The sequence below is a fragment of the Cobetia sp. Dlab-2-AX genome (genome assembly GCF_024124625.1).
Lineage (GTDB): Bacteria > Pseudomonadota > Gammaproteobacteria > Pseudomonadales > Halomonadaceae > Cobetia.
Genome location: NZ_JAMXRV010000007.1, coordinates 65,519 through 84,331 on the forward strand (window position 1 = coordinate 65,519; position 18,813 = coordinate 84,331).

Annotated in this window: 16 protein-coding genes and 3 tRNA genes; 9 read left to right on the plus strand and 10 right to left on the minus strand. The window is 63.3% G+C overall.

Annotation, left to right across the window (positions count from 1 at the left end; translation table 11 throughout):
- The first annotated feature begins 185 nt into the window (after window positions 1–185).
- The gene (locus tag NH396_RS12500; RefSeq protein ID WP_043332919.1) at window positions 186–710 is read left to right on the plus strand and encodes an acyl-CoA thioesterase; all 525 of its coding nucleotides are present in this window, start codon (window positions 186–188) and stop codon (window positions 708–710) included.
- A gap of 114 nt (window positions 711–824) precedes the next feature.
- On the plus strand, window positions 825–2,156 hold the full coding sequence (locus NH396_RS12505) for a methylated-DNA--[protein]-cysteine S-methyltransferase (RefSeq protein WP_253064108.1): 1,332 nt from the start codon (window positions 825–827) through the stop codon (window positions 2,154–2,156).
- Window positions 2,157–2,169: 13 nt separating this feature from the next.
- Here the strand turns inward: NH396_RS12505 and NH396_RS12510 are convergent, their stop codons facing one another.
- Complete coding sequence (locus NH396_RS12510) at window positions 2,170–3,621, minus strand: PLP-dependent aminotransferase family protein (RefSeq protein ID WP_253064110.1); 1,452 nt, start codon at window positions 3,619–3,621, stop codon at window positions 2,170–2,172.
- 157 nt (window positions 3,622–3,778) lie between these two features.
- On the opposite strand from NH396_RS12510, the gene NH396_RS12515 reads away from it, so the two are divergent.
- The 6 genes from NH396_RS12515 (at window position 3,779) to NH396_RS12540 (ending at window position 7,828) form a co-directional block, all read left to right on the plus strand.
- Entirely contained in the window at window positions 3,779–4,381 is a 603-nt protein-coding gene (locus tag NH396_RS12515) for a LysE family translocator (RefSeq protein ID WP_176677998.1), read from the plus strand.
- 133 nt (window positions 4,382–4,514) lie between these two features.
- A complete protein-coding gene (locus tag NH396_RS12520) occupies window positions 4,515–5,120 on the plus strand; it encodes a glutathione S-transferase family protein (RefSeq protein ID WP_176677999.1) in 606 nt (201 codons plus the stop codon).
- A 43-nt stretch (window positions 5,121–5,163) separates the two neighbouring features.
- Window positions 5,164–5,607 (plus strand): GNAT family N-acetyltransferase, encoded by a 444-nt coding sequence (locus NH396_RS12525; RefSeq protein WP_176678000.1) that lies wholly within the window; start codon window positions 5,164–5,166, stop codon window positions 5,605–5,607.
- A gap of 66 nt (window positions 5,608–5,673) precedes the next feature.
- Complete coding sequence (locus NH396_RS12530) at window positions 5,674–6,078, plus strand: DoxX family protein (protein ID WP_253064112.1); 405 nt, start codon at window positions 5,674–5,676, stop codon at window positions 6,076–6,078.
- Window positions 6,078–6,662: a DNA-3-methyladenine glycosylase I gene (locus tag NH396_RS12535; protein ID WP_176678001.1), complete on the plus strand. Its 585-nt coding sequence runs from the start codon at window positions 6,078–6,080 to the stop codon at window positions 6,660–6,662. The genes NH396_RS12530 and NH396_RS12535 overlap by 1 nt, the downstream gene beginning before the upstream one ends.
- 50 nt (window positions 6,663–6,712) lie before the next feature.
- Window positions 6,713–7,828 carry a metal-dependent hydrolase gene (locus tag NH396_RS12540; protein ID WP_176678002.1) on the plus strand — a complete coding sequence of 372 codons (1,116 nt, stop codon included), beginning with the start codon at window positions 6,713–6,715 and terminating at the stop codon, window positions 7,826–7,828.
- An 85-nt stretch (window positions 7,829–7,913) separates the two neighbouring features.
- Here NH396_RS12540 and NH396_RS12545 read toward each other — a convergent pair whose 3' ends face one another.
- From NH396_RS12545 to NH396_RS12555, 3 genes are all read right to left on the minus strand, one after another.
- Complete coding sequence (locus NH396_RS12545) at window positions 7,914–9,233, minus strand: sodium ion-translocating decarboxylase subunit beta (protein ID WP_176678003.1); 1,320 nt, start codon at window positions 9,231–9,233, stop codon at window positions 7,914–7,916.
- Window positions 9,234–9,302: 69 nt separating this feature from the next.
- A complete protein-coding gene (gene oadA / locus NH396_RS12550) occupies window positions 9,303–11,111 on the minus strand; it encodes a sodium-extruding oxaloacetate decarboxylase subunit alpha (protein ID WP_253064114.1) in 1,809 nt (602 codons plus the stop codon).
- A gap of 205 nt (window positions 11,112–11,316) precedes the next feature.
- Window positions 11,317–11,583: an OadG family protein gene (locus NH396_RS12555; RefSeq protein ID WP_253064116.1), complete on the minus strand. Its 267-nt coding sequence runs from the start codon at window positions 11,581–11,583 to the stop codon at window positions 11,317–11,319.
- Window positions 11,584–11,839: 256 nt separating this feature from the next.
- Here NH396_RS12555 and NH396_RS12560 point away from each other — a divergent pair, with 256 nt between their 5' ends.
- Window positions 11,840–12,916: a tRNA-dihydrouridine synthase family protein gene (locus NH396_RS12560; protein ID WP_253064245.1), complete on the plus strand. Its 1,077-nt coding sequence runs from the start codon at window positions 11,840–11,842 to the stop codon at window positions 12,914–12,916.
- Between the two features lie 358 nt (window positions 12,917–13,274).
- On the opposite strand, the gene NH396_RS12565 is transcribed toward NH396_RS12560, so the two are convergent.
- From NH396_RS12565 to alaS, 6 genes are all read right to left on the minus strand, one after another.
- Window positions 13,275–13,351 (minus strand) — tRNA-Arg (locus tag NH396_RS12565).
- Window positions 13,352–13,447: 96 nt separating this feature from the next.
- Window positions 13,448–13,524 (minus strand) — tRNA-Arg (locus NH396_RS12570).
- Window positions 13,525–13,546: 22 nt separating this feature from the next.
- Window positions 13,547–13,639 (minus strand) — tRNA-Ser (locus tag NH396_RS12575).
- Window positions 13,640–14,102: 463 nt separating this feature from the next.
- On the minus strand, window positions 14,103–14,294 hold the full coding sequence (csrA, locus tag NH396_RS12580) for a carbon storage regulator CsrA (RefSeq protein WP_043332937.1): 192 nt from the start codon (window positions 14,292–14,294) through the stop codon (window positions 14,103–14,105).
- A gap of 358 nt (window positions 14,295–14,652) precedes the next feature.
- Entirely contained in the window at window positions 14,653–15,900 is a 1,248-nt protein-coding gene (locus tag NH396_RS12585) for an aspartate kinase (protein ID WP_176678005.1), read from the minus strand.
- 109 nt (window positions 15,901–16,009) lie between these two features.
- Window positions 16,010–18,613 (minus strand): alanine--tRNA ligase, encoded by a 2,604-nt coding sequence (gene alaS / locus NH396_RS12590; protein ID WP_253064122.1) that lies wholly within the window; start codon window positions 18,611–18,613, stop codon window positions 16,010–16,012.
- Between the last annotated feature and the right edge of the window lie 200 nt (window positions 18,614–18,813).

The window sequence follows — 18,813 nt, forward strand, 5'->3', positions numbered from 1 at the left end:
AGGCGACTGTGGGGGCAAGGTCGTTTATAGATAGCTGATATGCCGCTCACGGGGTGCCAAGACGTCACGAATCCCGCAGACTAGCCATTATCCCTGTCTGCGCGGCATGCCAGAGCCATTGCTTCACCTGAGAGCCCCTGACAGCTCCCACTCACCTGACAGGCCCGTGCCTGAAGGACGCCCCCATGAGCGAGAACCAGCCAGAACAGACCGCCCTCAACGAAGCTCTGCCCGGCCAGCATCAGTTGATCATGACCGAGCTGATGACCCCCGACATGGCCAACTTCAGTGGCAAGGTGCACGGTGGCGCCATCCTCAAGAAGCTGGATGAAGTCGCCTACGCCTGTGCCAGTCGCTACAGCGGCAGCTACGTCGTCACCCTCTCGGTCGACCAGGTGCGCTTCAAGCAGCCGATCCACGTCGGCGAGCTGGTCACCTTCCTGGCCTCGGTCAATCATGTCGGCCGCTCCTCGATGGAGATCGGCATCAAGGTGGTCGCCGAATCCATCCAGGGTCGCCTGATTCGCCATACCAACAGCTGCTATCTGACCATGGTCGCGGTCGACTCCAACGGCCAGCCGGTGCCGGTGCCGCCACTCAACCTGGAAACCCAGGAACAGAAGCTGCGCTTCCACAAGGCCGCCATCCGCAAGAAGCTGCGCAAGCAGGCCGAAGAAGAAGAGAAGCGCCAGGAATCCATCGAGTTCTGAGCGACTCCCGGCAAGCGCTGCGAGCGCAATCCTGACAGTCAGCACAAGATACGGAGTGCACCGCCCCGAGCGGATAGCGATACTGAGCGTGAACCTTGCACAGCGAGATGAACGATGACATCAGTGTCCGGCGAAAAGACAGCGGCGGGGATGACGGCACCACCTGCCGCTGGCGACGCTCAAGGGTGCGATGAGGCCATCTGGCAGCGTCTGCTGGCGCGCCAGCCGATCTCCGGGGAGGCGCTGCGCTACGGCGTGATCACCACTGGCATCTTCTGTCGCATCGGCTGCCCATCCCCGGCGCCACGCCGCGACAACCTGCGCCTGTTTGCCGATTGTCACGCGGCGCGAGCCGCGGGCATGCGCGCCTGCCGGCGCTGTCATCCTGAGCAGCCCGACAAGCCTGATCGCCCTCAGGCCGACAAGCAGACTCGCCATCCCGTCAGGGCCACGCCTGGAGCACCGATGATGCCGGAATCGAACGCCCCACTTTCACGCGCCTCCACTGCCGCCCGCTCGACACCTGAAGACGCTGCCTCAACCCCCGCCACGCCTTGGCCGCTGACGGTGTGTCGGCAGTTGGAGCAGGCCGTCGCCGCAGGCGAGCCCACCCCGCCACTCGCAAGTCTGGCGGCGGAGCACGGGATAAGTGCCTCGCATCTTCAGCGCCGCTTCACGGCACTGCTGGGCCTGTCACCTTCCGAGTACTCGGCGGGTCTGCGCCAGATGCAGTTCCATGCGCTGCTGGAGGAGGGCCATGGCGTGACCGAGGCGATCATCGCCGCCGGCTATCGCTCCAGCAGCCGTGCCTATGCACGCAGGGACGGCATCACGCCCAGCGCCCGCCGCTCCGGCGGACAGGGAGAAGACCTGCTGGCATTGCATTGGCCGTGTCGCTTCGGGGTCCCGGAACAGTCCTGCTGGCTGAGCGCAGGACTCAGCGCGCGTGGCGTGGTCGTCATTCAGCTCAGCGACAGTCGTGAGGCGGGCCAGCAGGCGCTGGAAGCACGCCTACCCAAGGCCAGTTGGCAGCAGATGGAGACAGAGACAGACGGGCAGGACGGCAGCGCTCACACGGCCAGTCGTCTGCTGCATGCCTCACTGGGGGCACGGTTGCTCGCCCTGTGTGAGCAACCGGAGACCAGCCATGCACTGCTGCTCGAACTGCCGCTGGATGTGCGTGGCACCGCCTTTCAATTGCGCGTCTGGCAGCAGCTCAACGCTACCGTGAGTGGCGATACCCTGACCTATCGCCAGCTGGCCGAGGCGCTTGAGCGGCCGACCGCCAGCCGCGCCGTCGCCAATGCCTGTGGTGCCAACCCGCTGGCTCTGCTGACGCCTTGTCATCGTGTGGTACGCGGTGATGGCGGGCTCGGCGGCTATCGCTGGGGCGTGCCGCTCAAGCAGGCCAGATTGGCGCAGGAATCCGGCGACCGCCGGGAGTGAGCGCGGCGAAGCGCTAGAGCGTCATGGGACGCAGCGCAGGCGGCGCCTGCAGCTGCTCGCGCACGATTTCCAGCGCGTGGGTCAGCGCCTCACGGCTCTCGGCGGCGCTCAGGCACAGCCGGATGGCCTGCGGTGGCGGCTCATTGCCGACACAGAAGGGCTCGGCGCTGGTGACGTGCACACCCCGCTCGGTCAATGACGCGACCATCGCCTGACTGCGCTGCCCTTCGGGCAGCTCGAGCCACAGATCGAACGAAGACGGTCGCGCCGCCGGCGACCACTCCGCCAGCAGCGTGCGGGCCAGTTTCTGGCGCGCGCGCATCTCTTCCGTCTGCCACGCCACCAGCTGTGTCGCGTTGCCGCTGGTCAGCCAGGCGCAGACCGTCTCCATCAACAGCGGCGCCACCATCCAGCTATGGCTGCGCAGCACTGCGCCGATGCGAGTCAGCACCTCCACCGGCGCCCGCAATACGCCCAGGCGCAGGCCCCCGGCCAGCAACTTGGAGGTACTGAAGACATACAGGGTGCGCTCCGGCGCCATCTGATAGAGCCGCGTGCCGCACTCCTCGTCGGGCAGATATTGTACCCCGTCTTCCAGAATCCAGAAGTCATGCTGGCGCGCGAGGGCGACCAGGGCCTCGCGCCGTGCATGAGACAACTGCGCCGCGCCCGGATTGTTCTGCTCGGCCATCACATAGACCATCCTGGGCGCCTGCTGACGGCACAGCCGCGCCAGCGCCTCGACATCCATGCCGTCCTCGTCAAGCGGCACCCGCAACAGCTTGAGGCCACGTTCGGCGCTGGCGACGATCAGCCCGGGATAGGTCAGCGCGCCGGTGACCACGGCATCCCCGGGCGCCAGCAGCGCCGACAACGCCAGCGTGATGCCATTCTGGCCGCCCTGGGTCAGCATCAGCTCCTCGGGGTCGACCGGCATGCCGAGCTCACCCATCCAGCTCGCCAGCAATTGCCGGTGGCTGCCGTCCCCGAATTCATTCTGATACTCGACACTGCGCAGCAAGGCCTCGGGTGACTGGCTGATCGCGGCCAGCGCCGCTGCCATTCCCTGCTGCCGCGCGGGGTGAGGCGGTGGCAGGCTCATGGTGAGATCGATCACGCCGGCCGCTGCCGACAGCACGCCCTCCTGTTCTGACGCCAATCCATAGGCCTTTCTGGCCCGCAGGGCATGCCCGAAGCTGCTGGAGGATCCATGCGCGCTCCGGGTGGCGCCGTTGATGTAGGTGCCGCTCCCGACACGCGCCGATACCAGGCCACTCCGCTCGGCCTCGGCGTAGCCTCGCGTCACCGTGCCGATGGTCACGCCCAGCGCATCCGCCAGCCGACGCTGAGGCGGCAGTCGCTCGCCTTCCTTGAGCTGGCCTGAGGCGATATCGAGGCGGATGGCCTCCGCCAGAGCACGGTAACGCGGCATGGCGGGGTCCAGGGTCGGAATCCACATTGTCATGGTGACAAAAAACCTGTTGACGGTAATTGTCATCAGATTATGCTCAAAACATGCCGCCAACAAGCCATAAAACACGGGAATGTGCCGGCACTCGCAAATTGAATCCATACAATCAGATATGCGACCTCGACAACGCCCACCACGCTGAAGGACACCCATGGAATCCCTCGCCTTTCTGGCCCCCGCCACGCTTTTCATGCTGTCGATGACCCTGACACCCGGCCCCAACAACGTGATGTTGACGGCCTCGGGGGCCAACTATGGTTACTGGCGCACCCTGCCGCATATCTTCGGCATCCTGATCGGCTGCCTGGTGCTGTTCATCGCCATCGCGCTGGGCCTGGGGCTGGTCTTCGAGCGTTATCCCATCGTGCAGACGCTGCTGAAGGTGCTGGGCAGTGCCTACCTGCTCTACCTGGCCTGGAAGATCGCCACCGCCCCGCCACCTGACTTCGCCAGCCAGCAGGATGCACGCCCGATGACCTTTCTCGCGGCAAGCCTGTTCCAGTTCGCCAATCCCAAGGCCTGGGTGATGGGCATGGCGCTGATGGCTAGCTTTCTGCCCGAGGAAGGCCCGGCACTGCTCAACGCCGTATTGCTGGCAGGCTTCGCGGAACTGGTCGCGCTGCCCTGCATCTCGCTATGGGCGGGCTTCGGGACCGCCATCGGGCGCCTGCTGAATACCGAACGCGCCTGGAAGATCTTCAATCGCGTGATGGGCGTACTGACCGCTTCCTGCGTGGTGATGATCCTCGGCTGACCCACAGCCTGCGTCTGGAGCACGCGAATGACACCGATTCGTCGAACACTGTTCGAATGATCACTGTTCATGCAGGCGAGGTTGGTTAGACTGTCGAGACGCCAATTCCACGCTCGCACAGGACGCTCCCTGCATGCTGACACTCTACGGTGATCGCCGCTCCGGCAACTGCTACAAGGTCGAGCTTCTGCTGCACCTGCTCGAACGTCATCATCACTACATCGAGGTCGACATTCTGGCCGGCGACACCCGCACGCCGGAATTTTTGACCCGCAACGTCAATGGCAAGATTCCGCTGCTGGAGCTGCATCGCGGCGAGACGCTGTCAGAGTCGAACGCCATCCTGAATTATCTCGCCGATGGCAGCGACTACCTGCCGAGTGACCCCTTCCTGCGCGCCAAGGTGCTGCAGTGGCAGTTCTTCGAGCAGTACAGCCATGAGCCGTACATCGCCACTGCCCGCTTCATCAATCGCTACCTCGGCCTCCCCGACGAGCGCCGCGCCGAGTACGCCGCCAAGCAGGAAGGCGGCAAGCGCGCCCTGCGCGTGATGGAGCACCATCTCGCCGAGCATGACTGGCTGGCCGGGGATCGATTCACGATCGCCGACATTTCCCTTTATGCTTATACGCATGTCGCCGATGAAGGCGGCTTCGCGCTGGACGACTATCCCGCCATTCAGGCGTGGCTGGCACGTGTCGCGGCGCAGCCGAGACATTTCGATATCCCGCGGGACTGATAGGATAAGGCATCCCCGACGACCGCTGCTGCCAGGACACACAATGCCAACCTTGACCTATCGCCCGATGACACCGGAAGACCACCCTGCCTTCATCGCCATGATGGAGGCGACCCCGGGAGTGGTCATCCGCGATGCCGACCGCCATGCCCCTGTCGCCCGCTATCTGGCGCGCAACCCCGGCATGAGCCACCTGGCCTTTATCGATGAGCGCCTGGTCGGCTGCGCCATGGCGGGCCATGACGGCAAGCGCGGCTATCTTCAGCATGTGATGACGGCGCCGGACATGCGTGGCCAGGGCATCGCCAGCACGCTGGTCGACCGCTGCCTGGCGGCCTTGGCCTGTGAAGGCATCGACAAGGTGCATCTGGATACCCTGCACGACAACCATGACGCTCATCGCTTCTGGGAGCGTCTTGGCTGGTCCAACCGCAATGCCGAGATCGTGCGCTTCTCGCGTATTCTGGTGGACAACCCCAACGCCTGAGGCAGCCGCCTTGTATCCGGACGACCGCTAAGCAAGCCCGACGACCGCTGAGCAAGGAGCTCTACCGTGCAATATCTCGAAAATGACGACCTCGGCAAGCTGATACTGCGCCTGATGCTGGGCCTGCTGTTGCTGTTTCATGGCCTTTCAAAGCTGCTGGGGGATGGTGGCACGCTGAGCTGGATCGCCGGCGAGCTGGAGAGCATGGGAATCCCGGGCGTGGTGGCCTATGGCGTCTATATCGGCGAGATCATCGCGCCCATCATGCTGGTACTCGGCGTGCACTCGCGCATCGCCGGGCTGATCGTGGTCGCCAACATGCTGTTCGCCTTTGCCGTGGCGCACATGGGCCAGCTGTTGAGCCTGTCGCCCTCCGGCGGCTGGGCGCTGGAGCTACAAGGCTTCTTCCTCGCCAGCGCCCTGGCCATCGTCTTTCTCGGCAGCGGCCGCTTCGCGGTACAGGAGGACTGATGGCCGACGTCGTCACCGCCAGCACCTATTGCGAGAATGCTCCCCGGCACCCGATTCATGGCCCATATCATGATCATGAATACGGCTTTCCGGTCAGCGATGACCGGGTGCTGTTCGAACGCTTCGTGCTCGAGATCAATCAGGCCGGCCTCTCCTGGCTGACAGTGCTCAAGAAGCGCGCGGCCTTCCGCGAGGCATTCGAGGATTACGATATCGCGCGCATCGCCGCCTACGGGGACGAGGATCGCGCGCGCCTGCTCAGCAATGCCGGCATCATTCGCAACCGGCTCAAGATCAATGCCGTGATCCACAACGCAGGCGTGGTGATGCAGCTCAAGGATTCCCACGGCAGCTTCAACGGCTGGCTGGATGCCCACCATCCTCAACCGCTGTCAGCCTGGATCAAGCTGTTCAAGAAGACCTTCCGCTTCACCGGCCCCGAGATCGTCAACGAGCTGCTGATGAGCTGCGGCTATCTGCCCGGCTGTCATCGTGATGACTGCCCGGTGCAGGCGCGCGTGCTGGATGCCGGCCCACGCTGGGCCGAGCCGGGCGCCCTGGCGGCGATCCGCGCAGATGACTGACGCCTGCTCCCACGCCCTCCGCTCTCTTCTTCCTCACAGGTAGCCCACGCATGGACTCCCTTACCCAGATCTGCCTCGGGGCCGTCGTTGGCGGCGCCGTCATGACACCGGCCATTCGCCGCCTGCCCAGCCCGAAACGCGGCGCGGCCATCCGCCATGCGCTGCTCGGCGGTGCGGCGCTAGGCACCCTGCCCGACCTCGACGTGATGATCGACTACGGCGACGCGGTCGCCAATTACACCCATCACCGTGGCTTCAGCCATTCCCTGCCGGTATTGGCGCTTCTGGGCATCGTACTCGGCTGGCTGCTGGCTCGCCTGCCACGTCTGGCGAGTCTTGGCCGTGGTCGGCTGATCGCCTACTGCGTGCTGTGCCTGATCACCCACCCGCTGCTGGACAGCTTCACCACCTACGGCACCCAGCTGCTGTGGCCGTGGCCCAGTCGGCCCATCAGTCTGGCCAGCGTCTTCATCATCGACCCGCTCTACACCCTGCCATTGCTGATCACCGGCCTGTGGGTGGCGATTCGTGGTCGCGCCGGGCACCTTCTGACCGCGGGCCTCATGCTCTCGAGCCTCTATCTGGGCTGGGGGCTGGCCGCCAAGAGCTGGGTCGAACATCGCGTGGCGCCGCTGCTGGCCAGCCAAGGCTTCGCCGACGCCCCGCGCATGGTGCAGCCGACGCCCTTCAACAGCCTGCTGTGGCGTGTCAGCGCCACCACACCGCAGGCGGATCACGAGTGGATGGCCAGCGTGTTCGACTCCGACGCGCAGCTGGCGTCTCTCGCACGCCGCGATTATCCGCGCCATCCCACGCTGGATGCCGAGGTCGCGAAGCTGGAGGACGGCCAGCGCCTGCGCTGGTTCGCGGCGCCCTATCTACGTGCGAGCCGCGAGCGGACCCCAGAGGGTGAGACGCTGCTGGCAGTGACCGATACACGCCTGGGCTCACCCGGCTATCACCCCTTCCGCTTTGCCCTCGCACGCCAGAACGCCGCGGGGGAATGGCAAGGGCTCGAGGACAGCCAGCGCCTGCCCAGCCGACGCGTCGATCGCGCCGCCCTGCAAAGCCTCTGGCAGGCCGTCCATGACCCACAGACACGCATGCAGCCGAATCAGCGCACCGTCTCTGCCACGCCCTCAAATCCCTCGGCCGAGACACGATAAAGCGCCGCTGATGAAGGCCCGAGATACGACAACGCCCGCCATGGTCGCCATGACGGGCGTTGTCGTATCAGTGCTGCAAAGACGATCAGCCGAGGTACTTGATCATCACCCCCGCGGCAACCGCCGAGCCGATCACACCGGCCACGTTCGGCCCCATGGCATGCATCAGCAGGAAGTTGTGCGGGTTGTACTCGAGCCCGACCTTGTTGGAGACACGTGCCGCCATCGGCACCGCCGAGACACCGGCCGACCCGATCAGCGGATTGATCGGTGTCTTGGAGATCTTGTTCATCAGCTTGGCCATCAGTACCCCGCAGGCCGTGCCAATGCCGAAGGCGACCACGCCGAGGGCCAGAATGCCCAGTGTCTCCACCGCCAGGAACTTGTCGGCCTGCAGCTTGGAGCCCACCGACAGTCCCAGGAATATGGTAGTGATGTTGATCAGCGCGTTCTGAGCGGTATCCGACAGACGCTCCACCACACCACACTCGCGCATCAGGTTACCGAAGCAGAACATGCCCAGCAGCGGTGCAGCGTCCGGCAGCAGCATCGCCACCATGATCAGCAGCACCAGCGGGAAGAGGATCTTCTCGGTCTTGGACACCGGCCGCAGCTGGGTCATGACCAGACTACGCTCCTTGGCGGTGGTCAGTGCGCGCATGATCGGCGGCTGGATCATCGGCACCAGTGCCATGTAGGAGTAGGACGCCACGGCGATCGCGCCCAGCAGCTCCGGCGCCAGCAGACTGGCGACATAGATGGAGGTCGGACCGTCCGCACCACCGATGATGCCGATGGCCGCCGACTGCTGCAGGCTGAAGTCCATCAGGCCCATCGAGGTCAACGCCACCGCGCCCAGCAGGGTCGCGAAGATGCCGAACTGCGCCGCTGCCCCGAGGAACAGCGTCTTGGGATTGGCCAGTAGCGGGCCGAAGTCCGTCATCGCGCCCACGCCCATGAAGATCACCAGCGGCGCGATGCCCGAGGCGATCGCCACGCTGTAGAAGCTGTAGAGCATGCCGTTGGAGAAGCCGCCATCCAGCGCCATGTTGCTGGCCTGCTGCTTGAGCGCGGCGGGAATCTCGCCATGCAGCGCCTGCTCCACCGCGTGGCGCGCCTCATCCAGCGGCAGGCTGGCGATGTTGACGTTGAGCAGATTGGCCATCGAAGCCAACAGCTCCGGCTTGCCGAGATGGGCCGCCTGCTCGGCGGCAGACAACGCCAGCCCGGCTTCCGGGATGTTGGCCAGAATGCCGCCGAAGCCGATCGGCACCAGCAGCAGGGGTTCGAAGTTCTTGCGGATCGCCAGGTAAAGCAGGCCAAGGCCGATGACGATCATCGCCAGCTGACCGAAGCTCATGTTGTAGAGCCCCGAGCCGTGCCAGAGGTTGAGTATCTTGTCCATGTCGTGTCGCCTTGCAGAGGAGCATCACCGACCGGCCCGCGTGCATGACGACGGGCCGGATACACCGGCTCAGAGGGTGATCAGAACGTCGCCGACACTGACACTGTCGCCTTCCTTGACCTTCACTGCGGAGACGGTGCCGGCCTGGTGGGCACGGATCTCGGTCTCCATCTTCATGGCCTCGAGGATGATGACCACATCCCCTTCGGCCACGCTGTCACCGACACTGACATTGACCTTGAAGATGTTGCCCGCCAGCGGCGCACTCACCGGCTCGCCGGAGGCGGCCTGCGCGGCGGGTGCTGCTGCAGGAGCAGGCGCCGCTGGCTCGCTGGCCTGCACCTGGGTGATGTCTCCGCCTTCGGCGACCTCGACCACATACTGCTTGCCGTTGACGTTCAGGGTATAGGTCTGCGGACCGCTGGACGCGGCTGGAGCACTGGCGACCGGCGATCCGGCGGCCGCTGCCTTGCCATCGACCGCCTGCGGGGAGGGCTCGAAGGCATCCGGGTTGCCGCGGTTGCGCAGGAACTTGAGGCCGATCTGCGGGAAGAGCGCGTAGGTCAGCACGTCATCGGTCTCGCGCTCGCCGCTCTCCAGCGTGATGCCCTCCTCACGGGCCTTGCCCTTGAGCTCGTCACGCAGGCGCTCCATCTCCGGCGTCAGGTTGTCTGCCGGACGGCAGGTGATCGGCTCGGCTCCCTCCAGCACGCGAGACTGGAGCTCGCTGTCGAAGGCAGCCGGAGCCGCACCATATTCCCCCTTGAGCAACGCCTGCACTTCCTTGGAGATCGACTTGTAGCGCTCGCCCATCATCACGTTCATCACCGACTGGGTGCCGACGATCTGCGACGTCGGGGTCACCAGCGGGATATACCCCAGGTCCTTGCGTACACGCGGAATCTCGGCGAGCACGTCATCCAGCTTGTCGCCGGCGCCCTGCTCCTTGAGCTGATTTTCCATGTTGGTGAGCATGCCACCCGGCACCTGTGCCACCAGGATGCGCGAGTCGATACCGCGCAGACTGCCCTCGAAAGCCGCGTACTTCTTGCGCACTTCGCGGAAGTAGCCGGCGATATCCTCGAGTTTCTCGAGATCGAGCCCAGTATCGCGCTCGGTGCCCGCCAGCATCGCGACCACCGATTCCGTTGGGCTGTGGCCGTAGGTCATCGACATGGAAGAGATGGAGGTATCGACGTTGTCGATGCCCGCCTCGATGGCCTTGAGCGCCGTGGCGGTAGAAAGGCCGGTAGTGGCATGGGACTGCATGTGGATCGGAATCGACAGGCTCGCCTTGAGCCGCGACACCAGCTCGAAGGCGGTGTACGGCGTCAACAGCCCGGCCATGTCCTTGATCGCCAGTGACTGGGCGCCCATCGACTCCAGCTGCTGAGCCAGTTCGACCCACATCTCCAGGGTGTGCACGGGGCTCACGGTGTAGGAGATGGTGCCCTGGGCATGCTTGCCCTGGTCCAGCACCGCCTTGAGCGGACGCTCGAGGTTGCGCGGGTCATTCATGGCATCGAAGACACGGAAGACATCGACACCGCTGGTCGCGGCACGCTTGACGAAGGTATCCACCACATCATCGGCGTAATGACGATAGCCGAGCAGGTTCTGGGCGCGCAGCAGCATCTGCTGCTGGGTCTTGGGCATCGCTTCCTTCAAGGCTCGAATGCGCGCCCAGGGGTCTTCGCCCAGGTAGCGAATGCAGGCGTCGAAGGTCGCGCCGCCCCAACTCTCCAGCGACCAGAAGCCGATGTCGTCCAGCTTGGCGGCGATCGGCAGCATGTCATCGAGGCGCATGCGCGTGGCCAACAGTGACTGATGCGCGTCGCGCAGTACCACATCCGTGATGCCCAGCGGTTGCTTGTCCATGAGTGATCCCTTGTTCTTTATATTGTGGATATCGAGTTCTGCGCGCGCTGCAGGCAGCCTGTTGCGTCAGCCTGCAACACAGAATGTTGCACTCGGGGGGAGGTCTACCCACCGTACTGCTCGTGATAGAATCGCCGCCTGCTACTCTTGGCAGTGGTCAGACGCTCGGCAGAGCCCAGATGGCATCGGCGAAGCCGCGAAAGCGTCAGTGCTTGTGCTGGTCCTGCCGGAAGCGGTGAATCGCCGCGGCCATGACGGCCGTCAGTTCACTGTCGCCCTCTGCCGCAGGTGCCGGGGCAGCCGGCGCCCGCGCAGCACCTGGCGCAGCGGGCACTGGTGCGGGCGAAAAGCGACCCACCAGCCTGGCCATCGCCATCATGGCGACCACCAGCAGACTTAGAAACACGAACACGAACCCCATCCCGAACACCATCAGGTTCAAGCCTTCACCGAGCAGATCATTCTCTTGCATGCCAGTGTCCTCGAGTCTTTCTCGTTATCGAGCCGCACTACGGTGCAGCGCCTGCGCTGAACGCCAATGCCTTCGGTCACGCCGGACACGGCACGACGGATAGACTCCGCCGCCGATAGCCTCTGTCGGTATGCCCATGCAGCTGCATTCAATGCTTGTTGGTCGCTCTAAAGTGCCTGATTCCACGGCAATTGCAATGACACCATCGTTGACCCCACAGGCCCTCGCGCGGGCCGGCCGCATCGGCATCGCGCCGATGGAAGGCGTGATAGATGACATCACGCGCGAATGTCTCACTGGCCTTGGCGGCTACGACTGGTGCGTGACGGAATTCGTGCGCGTGACCCACGTCAAGTTACCGCCGCGCGTCTTCAAGCGCATCTGTCCGGAGCTGCTCGACGCCTCCCCGACACAGACGGCCCGTACACGACACGCGACCCCGGTCGCCCTGCAGCTGCTGGGGGCCGATCCCGAGGCACTGGGCATCAATGCGCGCGTCGCGGCGCGCCTGGGCGCCCCAAGCGTCGATATCAATTTCGGCTGCCCGGCCAAGACCGTCAATCGACATGATGGTGGCGCGGCGCTGCTGCGCTCGCCGGAACGCGTCTTCCGCGCGGTGGAAGGCGTGCGCAAGGCACTCGAGGGCACGGGCGTACCGGTCACCGCCAAGATTCGTCTCGGCTTCAATGATCGACGCCTGGCGCTGGCCTGCGCTCAGGCGGCAGAGGCAGGCGGTGCGACTCAGCTGGTGGTGCATGGCCGCACCAAACAGGAAGGCTATCGCCCACCGGCGCACTGGGAGTGGATCGGCAAGATCACCTCCGAGCTCTCCATTCCGGTGGTCGCCAATGGCGATATCTGGGATATGCACTGCTACTGGCGCGCCCGCTCCCTGTCCGGCTGTCGCGATGTCATGCTGGGTCGCGCCGCCCTGGCCGACCCCTTCCTGGCGGCACGCATCAAGCATTGGCAGGCGAGCGGCGAGCTGCTGCCCGAGACGGACTGGACACAGCGTGCGCAGGTGCTGCTCTCTCACGCCGAGCGCTGCGCTCACCTCCCTGACAAGGTGATGGTGCCGCTGCTCAAGCAGTGGATGAACATGATGCGCCAGAGCGGCAACGCGGAAGCCGAAAGCCGTTTCCAGGCCATCAAGCGTCACAAGGGGCGTGCAGAGTTCTTCACCGGCCTGGTGGCCGGCACTGCGCTGGAGCTGGCGCCGAGTCTTCTCACCTCAGTGACTCGCATGCCGGAACCGGCTCAGGCACCAGAATCTCCTCAGGCATCGGAATCGCCCCAGGCATCGCAAACGGAAGCCGTGAACGCCCCAGTCTGAGTCTGAGCCTGAACTGAAACCTGAACATCAGCACCGGCCAACACCCGATCCGGCCGCTGCCCCGATCAGTGAACCAAAAAAAGGGCGCCCCTCGCGAAAAGGGCGCCCTGGCGATCGTCCGCCCGAAGGCGTGACATCACAGTCAAGGAAAGCGGTAGAACACCAAGATCGTCGGCAATGCGGGGATCGGGGCCGTGCAGGCAGCGATCACTCGGCGCTGACCTTGCCTCATGGACTTGCTTCAGAGCCTTGTTTCAGAACCTTGTTTCAGAACCTGGCCTCAAAGCCTGGCTTCTTTCATTGCCTGACTTTTCTTCAGACGAAGAAAAACCCGCTTCGTTGAAGCGGGTTTTTCAATTGGCGCGCCCTGGAGGATTCGAACCTCCGACCGCCTGATTCGTAGTCAGGTACTCTATCCAGCTGAGCTAAGGGCGCATAAACCTTGAAATCTGTGGCCTGAGCATTTCAAATGACTTCAGGACTTTATCGTGCGAGTACTGCGTCTTTCCAACTTCATGTCTTGCGTTGCAGTGGCGCGCCCTGGAGGATTCGAACCTCCGACCGCCTGATTCGTAGTCAGGTACTCTATCCAGCTGAGCTAAGGGCGCATCTTACTGCATTTGTACCTAATGGCGGAGAGAGAGGGATTCGAACCCTCGATAGGGCTATAAACCCTATACTCCCTTAGCAGGGGAGCGCCTTCAGCCACTCGGCCACCTCTCCTCATCAGGTACGGCGCATATCTTACTCATTTGATTGGGCTTTGTCCAGCCCCTGTGTCGATTTTTTGGCTTCGATGCTGAACATCTCATCACCACTCGACAACAGGCTCGAGGCTGCGCGCCCCCAAGCAATCTCCCCGCATGAACCAGAACATGACGATGGCTAGCCTGTCGTCGCGTCTCGTTCGAGGGAGCGGGCATATTACCGAACCAGAATCGGCTTGTCTCCCCCTTTTTGAGAAAAAAGCCAAATTTTTCCCTTACGGAACACAGACTTGAACATGCCGCCCTCTCATCACCTCGCATGAGCCGCTGCTCATGGAGGTAAGTACGCCGTTGTTCATGAGCTAGGCGGGCCGCCCTCACCTGCCGCAAGCCCACACACGCGAACACCAGCCATGGGGACAATGGCTGGCGTTCATCGGGTCGTGCAGGGTTGTGCGACGTGCAGGCGCAGCATGCCGTCAGGCAATGGCATCGCCATTGTCTTCTTTCTCACGCTGGATGCGCTGATAGATCTCTTCTCGATGGACGGCAACGTCCTTGGGCGCGTTCACACCGATACGCACCTGATTACCTTTCACTCCGAGAACGGTGACAGTGATGTCGTCTCCGATCATCAGAGTTTCACCCACTCTACGGGTCAGGATGAGCATGACTGATCTCCTTGTCAGAAATTCAAAACAGCTGGGACTTCAACGGGATGTGGAGGCGGCGATCGACCGGGACAAGTCGACCACCCTGATGCATGAAGCTCGAATTATGCGCCATGCATGCTCCGACGGCCAATGCCATACCTTCATCACACCCGATAGACACGTTGAATGAAAGCGCCCGATGCACAGACTGACATTCATAAGAATGACAGAAAATGTATCGGGCGCTGTCGACTTCACGTACCGCACGTCTGCCAGACCAATATCCCCGGCCTGGGCACCGACGCTTCACGACTTGGGCAAGTCATTGATTGTCAGTGCCTTTACGACTTCCTTGCTGCACGCTCCGTGGTGAGACTCAGGCAGTCTCGTCGCTGATCGCTTCTGCATCCAACCCGAAAGCGGTGTGCAGAGAGCGAACCGCCAGCTCCATGAATTTCTCGTCGATCAGGACGGAAATCTTGATCTCTGAAGTGGAGACCATGCGGATATTGATGCCTTCTTCCGCCAGTACGCGGAACATCTTGGAGGCGACACCGGCGTGAGAACGCATGCCGACACCGACCAGCGAGACCTTGGCGATGTTGTCATCACCTCGCATCTCACCACCACCGACGGACGGAATCACCGTCTCGGTCAGGATGCGCTGGGTCGCCTTGAAGTCGGTCTTGGCGACGGTGAAGGAGAAGTCAGTGGTATTGCCGTCCGGAGAGACGTTCTGGACGATCATGTCGATTTCGATGTTGGAATCGGCGATCGGGCCCAGGATCTTGGAAGCGACACCCGGGATATCCGGTGTGTTGAGCAGAGTCAGCTTGGCTTCGTTGACATTGAAGGCGATGCCGGAGATCAGCGGTTCTTCCATGTTGTCTTCTTCCTCAGCGACGATCAGGGTACCCGGGCCATCCTCGAAGGAAGACAGCACACGCAGGGGAACATTGTACTTGCCGGCGAATTCCACCGAACGGATCTGCAGAATCTTGGAGCCCAGGCTCGCCATTTCCAGCATTTCCTCGACGGTCACCGTTTCCAGACGACGTGCCTTGGAGCACACGCGCGGGTCAGTGGTATAGACACCATCGACATCGGTGTAGATCTGGCACTCATCCGCCTTCAGTGCGGCAGCCAGGGCGACACCGGTGGTGTCAGAGCCACCACGACCCAGCGTCGTGATGTTGCCCTCTTCATCGACACCCTGGAAGCCTGCCACCACGACCACCTTGCCATCGTCGAGGTCTTCACGCAGGTCATCGGTATCGATGCGCTGGATACGCGCCTTGGTGTGCGCGCTATCGGTGCGGATGCCCACCTGGGCCCCCGTGTAGGAGGTCGCGTCGACGCCGATCTTCTGCAGCGCCATGGCCAGCAGGGAAATGGTGACCTGCTCGCCAGTGGAGACCAGCATGTCCATCTCGCGCGGTGTCGGGTCATCATTGATCTCGCTGGCGAGACCGATCAGTCGGTTGGTCTCGCCACTCATGGCAGAGACGACCACGACAACCTGATGCCCTTCATCGCGGAATCGCTTGACCTTCTCGGCGACGGCCTTGATCCGCTCCACCGAGCCGACCGAAGTGCCTCCGAACTTCTGAACGTATAGCGCCATGTGCGTTTCCGTTATCCGTGTCCGTTTGCGTTGTCCCCACATGAAGCTCATGTGAGCCCAAAAAGAAGCCGGGTCTCCCCAAGAGGAGCCCGGCCTTCATCTTGTACTGTCAGCCCAGCTGGGCGTCTACCCATGATGGCACACCGGCCAGTGCGCCCGGAAGCGAGGCGGCATCACTGCCACCGGCCTGGGCCATGTCAGCACGACCGCCACCCTTGCCACCGACCTGCTCGGCCACGTGGCGTACCAGGTCACCCGCCTTGACGCGCGAGGTCAGGTCGTCGGTGACACCGGCGATCAGGCTGACCTTGTCACCGTCCGCGACGCCGAGCACCAGGATGCCGGAGCCGAGCTTGGACTTGAGGTCATCCATCAGGCCGCGCAGCTCCTTGCCGGAGACGCCCTCGACCTGCTTGGCCAGCACCTTGATGCCTTGGACATTCGCGATGTCGCTGAGCATGTCGCTGGCCGAGGCAGACGCCAGCTTGGCCTTGAGGCGCTCAAGCTCCTTCTCGAGGCCACGGTTGCGCTCCAGCAGGCTGCCAACGCGCTCCTCGACCTGTTCCGGCTTGGCCTTGAGACGCTCACCGAGGCGAGTCAGGGTCGCTTCCTGCGCAAGCAGGAAGTCACGCGCGGCGCGACCGGTGATGGCCTCGATACGACGCACGCCGGACGCGATACCGGTTTCGGCGAGAATGTGCATCTGGCCGATGTCGCCGCTGCGCTTGACGTGAGTTCCGCCGCACAGCTCGATGGAGAAGGCATCCTGACCGATGGTCAGCACGCGGACTTCCTCACCATACTTGGCATCGAAGAGTGCCGCTGCGCCGCGCGCCTTGGCCTCATCGAGGCTCATGAACTCGATGGTGGTCTCGGCGTTGGCGAGAATCTGCGCGTTGACGATGCGCTCGACCTCGGACAGCTGCTCGGCCGTCATCGCCTCAAAGTGGCTGAAGTCGAAGCGCAGACGCTCGGCCGTGACCAGCGAGCCCTTCTGTTGAACGTGCTCACCCAGCACCATACGCAGCGCTTCGTGCAGCAGGTGCGTGGCGGAGTGGTTGCGCACGGAAGCCGCGCGCAGCTCGGCATCGACCTGCGGACGTACCTTGTCACCGACCTTGAGAGCGCCTTCGATCAGCACACCGTGGTGCAGGTGATGGCCGGTCTGCTTCTGGGTATCGCTGACCTGGAAGCGGCCGCCATCCAAATGCAGATAACCTGTGTCACCGGCCTGGCCACCTGACTCGCCGTAGAACGGGGTGGTATCGAGCACCACGATGCCCTTGGTGTCCACCTCGAGCTGCTCGACGGCATTGCCTTCGGCGTCGAACAGCGAGGTGACGGTGGCTTCCCCTTCCAGCTGGTCGTAGCCGGTGAAGACGGTCTCGCCTTCCAGCACCAGGTTGGCGGAGTAGTCGCCGCCGAAGTTGCTGGCGGCACGGGCGCGATCACGCTGTGCTTCCAGGGCCGCCTGGAAACCTGCCTCATCGAGGATCAGCTCGCGCTCACGGCAGATGTCGGCGGTCAGGTCATACGGGAAGCCGTAGGTGTCGTAGAGCTTGAAGATGGTCTCGCCGTCGAGGGTATTGCCCTCGAGGCCAGCGATGGCTTCTTCCAGAAGCTTCATGCCATGTTCCAGCGTACGCGCGAACTGCTCCTCTTCCTTGAGCAGCACCCGTTCGATCTGCTCGCGTGCGGCGCGCAGTTCCGGATAGGCATCGCCCATCTCACTGTCGAGAGCCGCGACCAGCTTGTAGAAGAAGCTGCCACGCGCGCCCAGCTTGTGACCGTGACGCACGGCGCGACGGATGATGCGACGCAGCACGTAGCCACGGCCTTCATTGGAGGGCAGCACGCCATCGGTGATCAGGAAGGCGCACGAGCGGATGTGGTCAGCCACCACGCGCAGTGACGGCGTGGCGATGTTGTCGTGACCGATGATCTCGGCCGCGGCGGCCAGCAGATTCTGGAACAGGTCGATCTCGTAGTTGGAGTGCACGCCCTGCATCACGGCCGCGACACGCTCCAGGCCCATGCCGGTGTCGATGGACGGCTTGGGCAGCGGGTGCAGCGTGCCCTCGGCGTCGCGGTCGAACTGCATGAAGACCAGGTTCCAGATCTCGATGTAGCGATCGCCATCTTCGTCCGGGCTGCCCGGCGGGCCACCGGCGACGTCTTCGCCGTGGTCATAGAAGATCTCGGAGGACGGGCCGCACGGGCCGGTGTCGCCCATCTGCCAGAAGTTGTCCTCGTCGAGACGCGAGAAGCGGTTCTGATCGATGCCGACCTCGTTGAACCAGATGTCACGGGCTTCGTCATCGCTGACGTGCACGGTGACCCACAGCTTCTCCTTCGGCAGGCCGAGTTCTTCGGTCAGAAACTTCCAGGCGAACTGGATGGCTTCGCGCTTGAAGTAGTCGCCGAAGCTGAAGTTGCCCAGCATCTCGAAGAAGGTGTGGTGGCGGGCGGTATAGCCGACGTTATCCAGGTCATTGTGCTTGCCACCGGCGCGCACGCAGCGCTGCGCGGAGGTCGCACGGCTGTAGCCACGCGGGTCACGGCCCAGGAAGACATCCTTGAAGGGCACCATGCCAGCGTTGGTGAACAGCAGGGTCGGGTCATTGTTCGGCACCAGAGAGCTGGTGGGCACGATGGTATGGCCTTGCTTCTCGAAATAGGTCAGGAAGGCGTTTCTGATTTCTGCGCTTTTCATAGAGGTTCCGTAGCGATGTGCGTAAAGACGCTCCGGGGGTCTTCTGCATGACTTCCGCATGGTTTCTGCATGTTCATCCATGTGGGTATGCATGGAGGTGCAATGAAAAGCATGAAAGAAGGCGCCTGCCCCGTGCCGTCGCAAGACGACCTAGTATAACGCCTGTTCGCGCAAGCTAAAGGGGGGGAAATGTCCTGAAG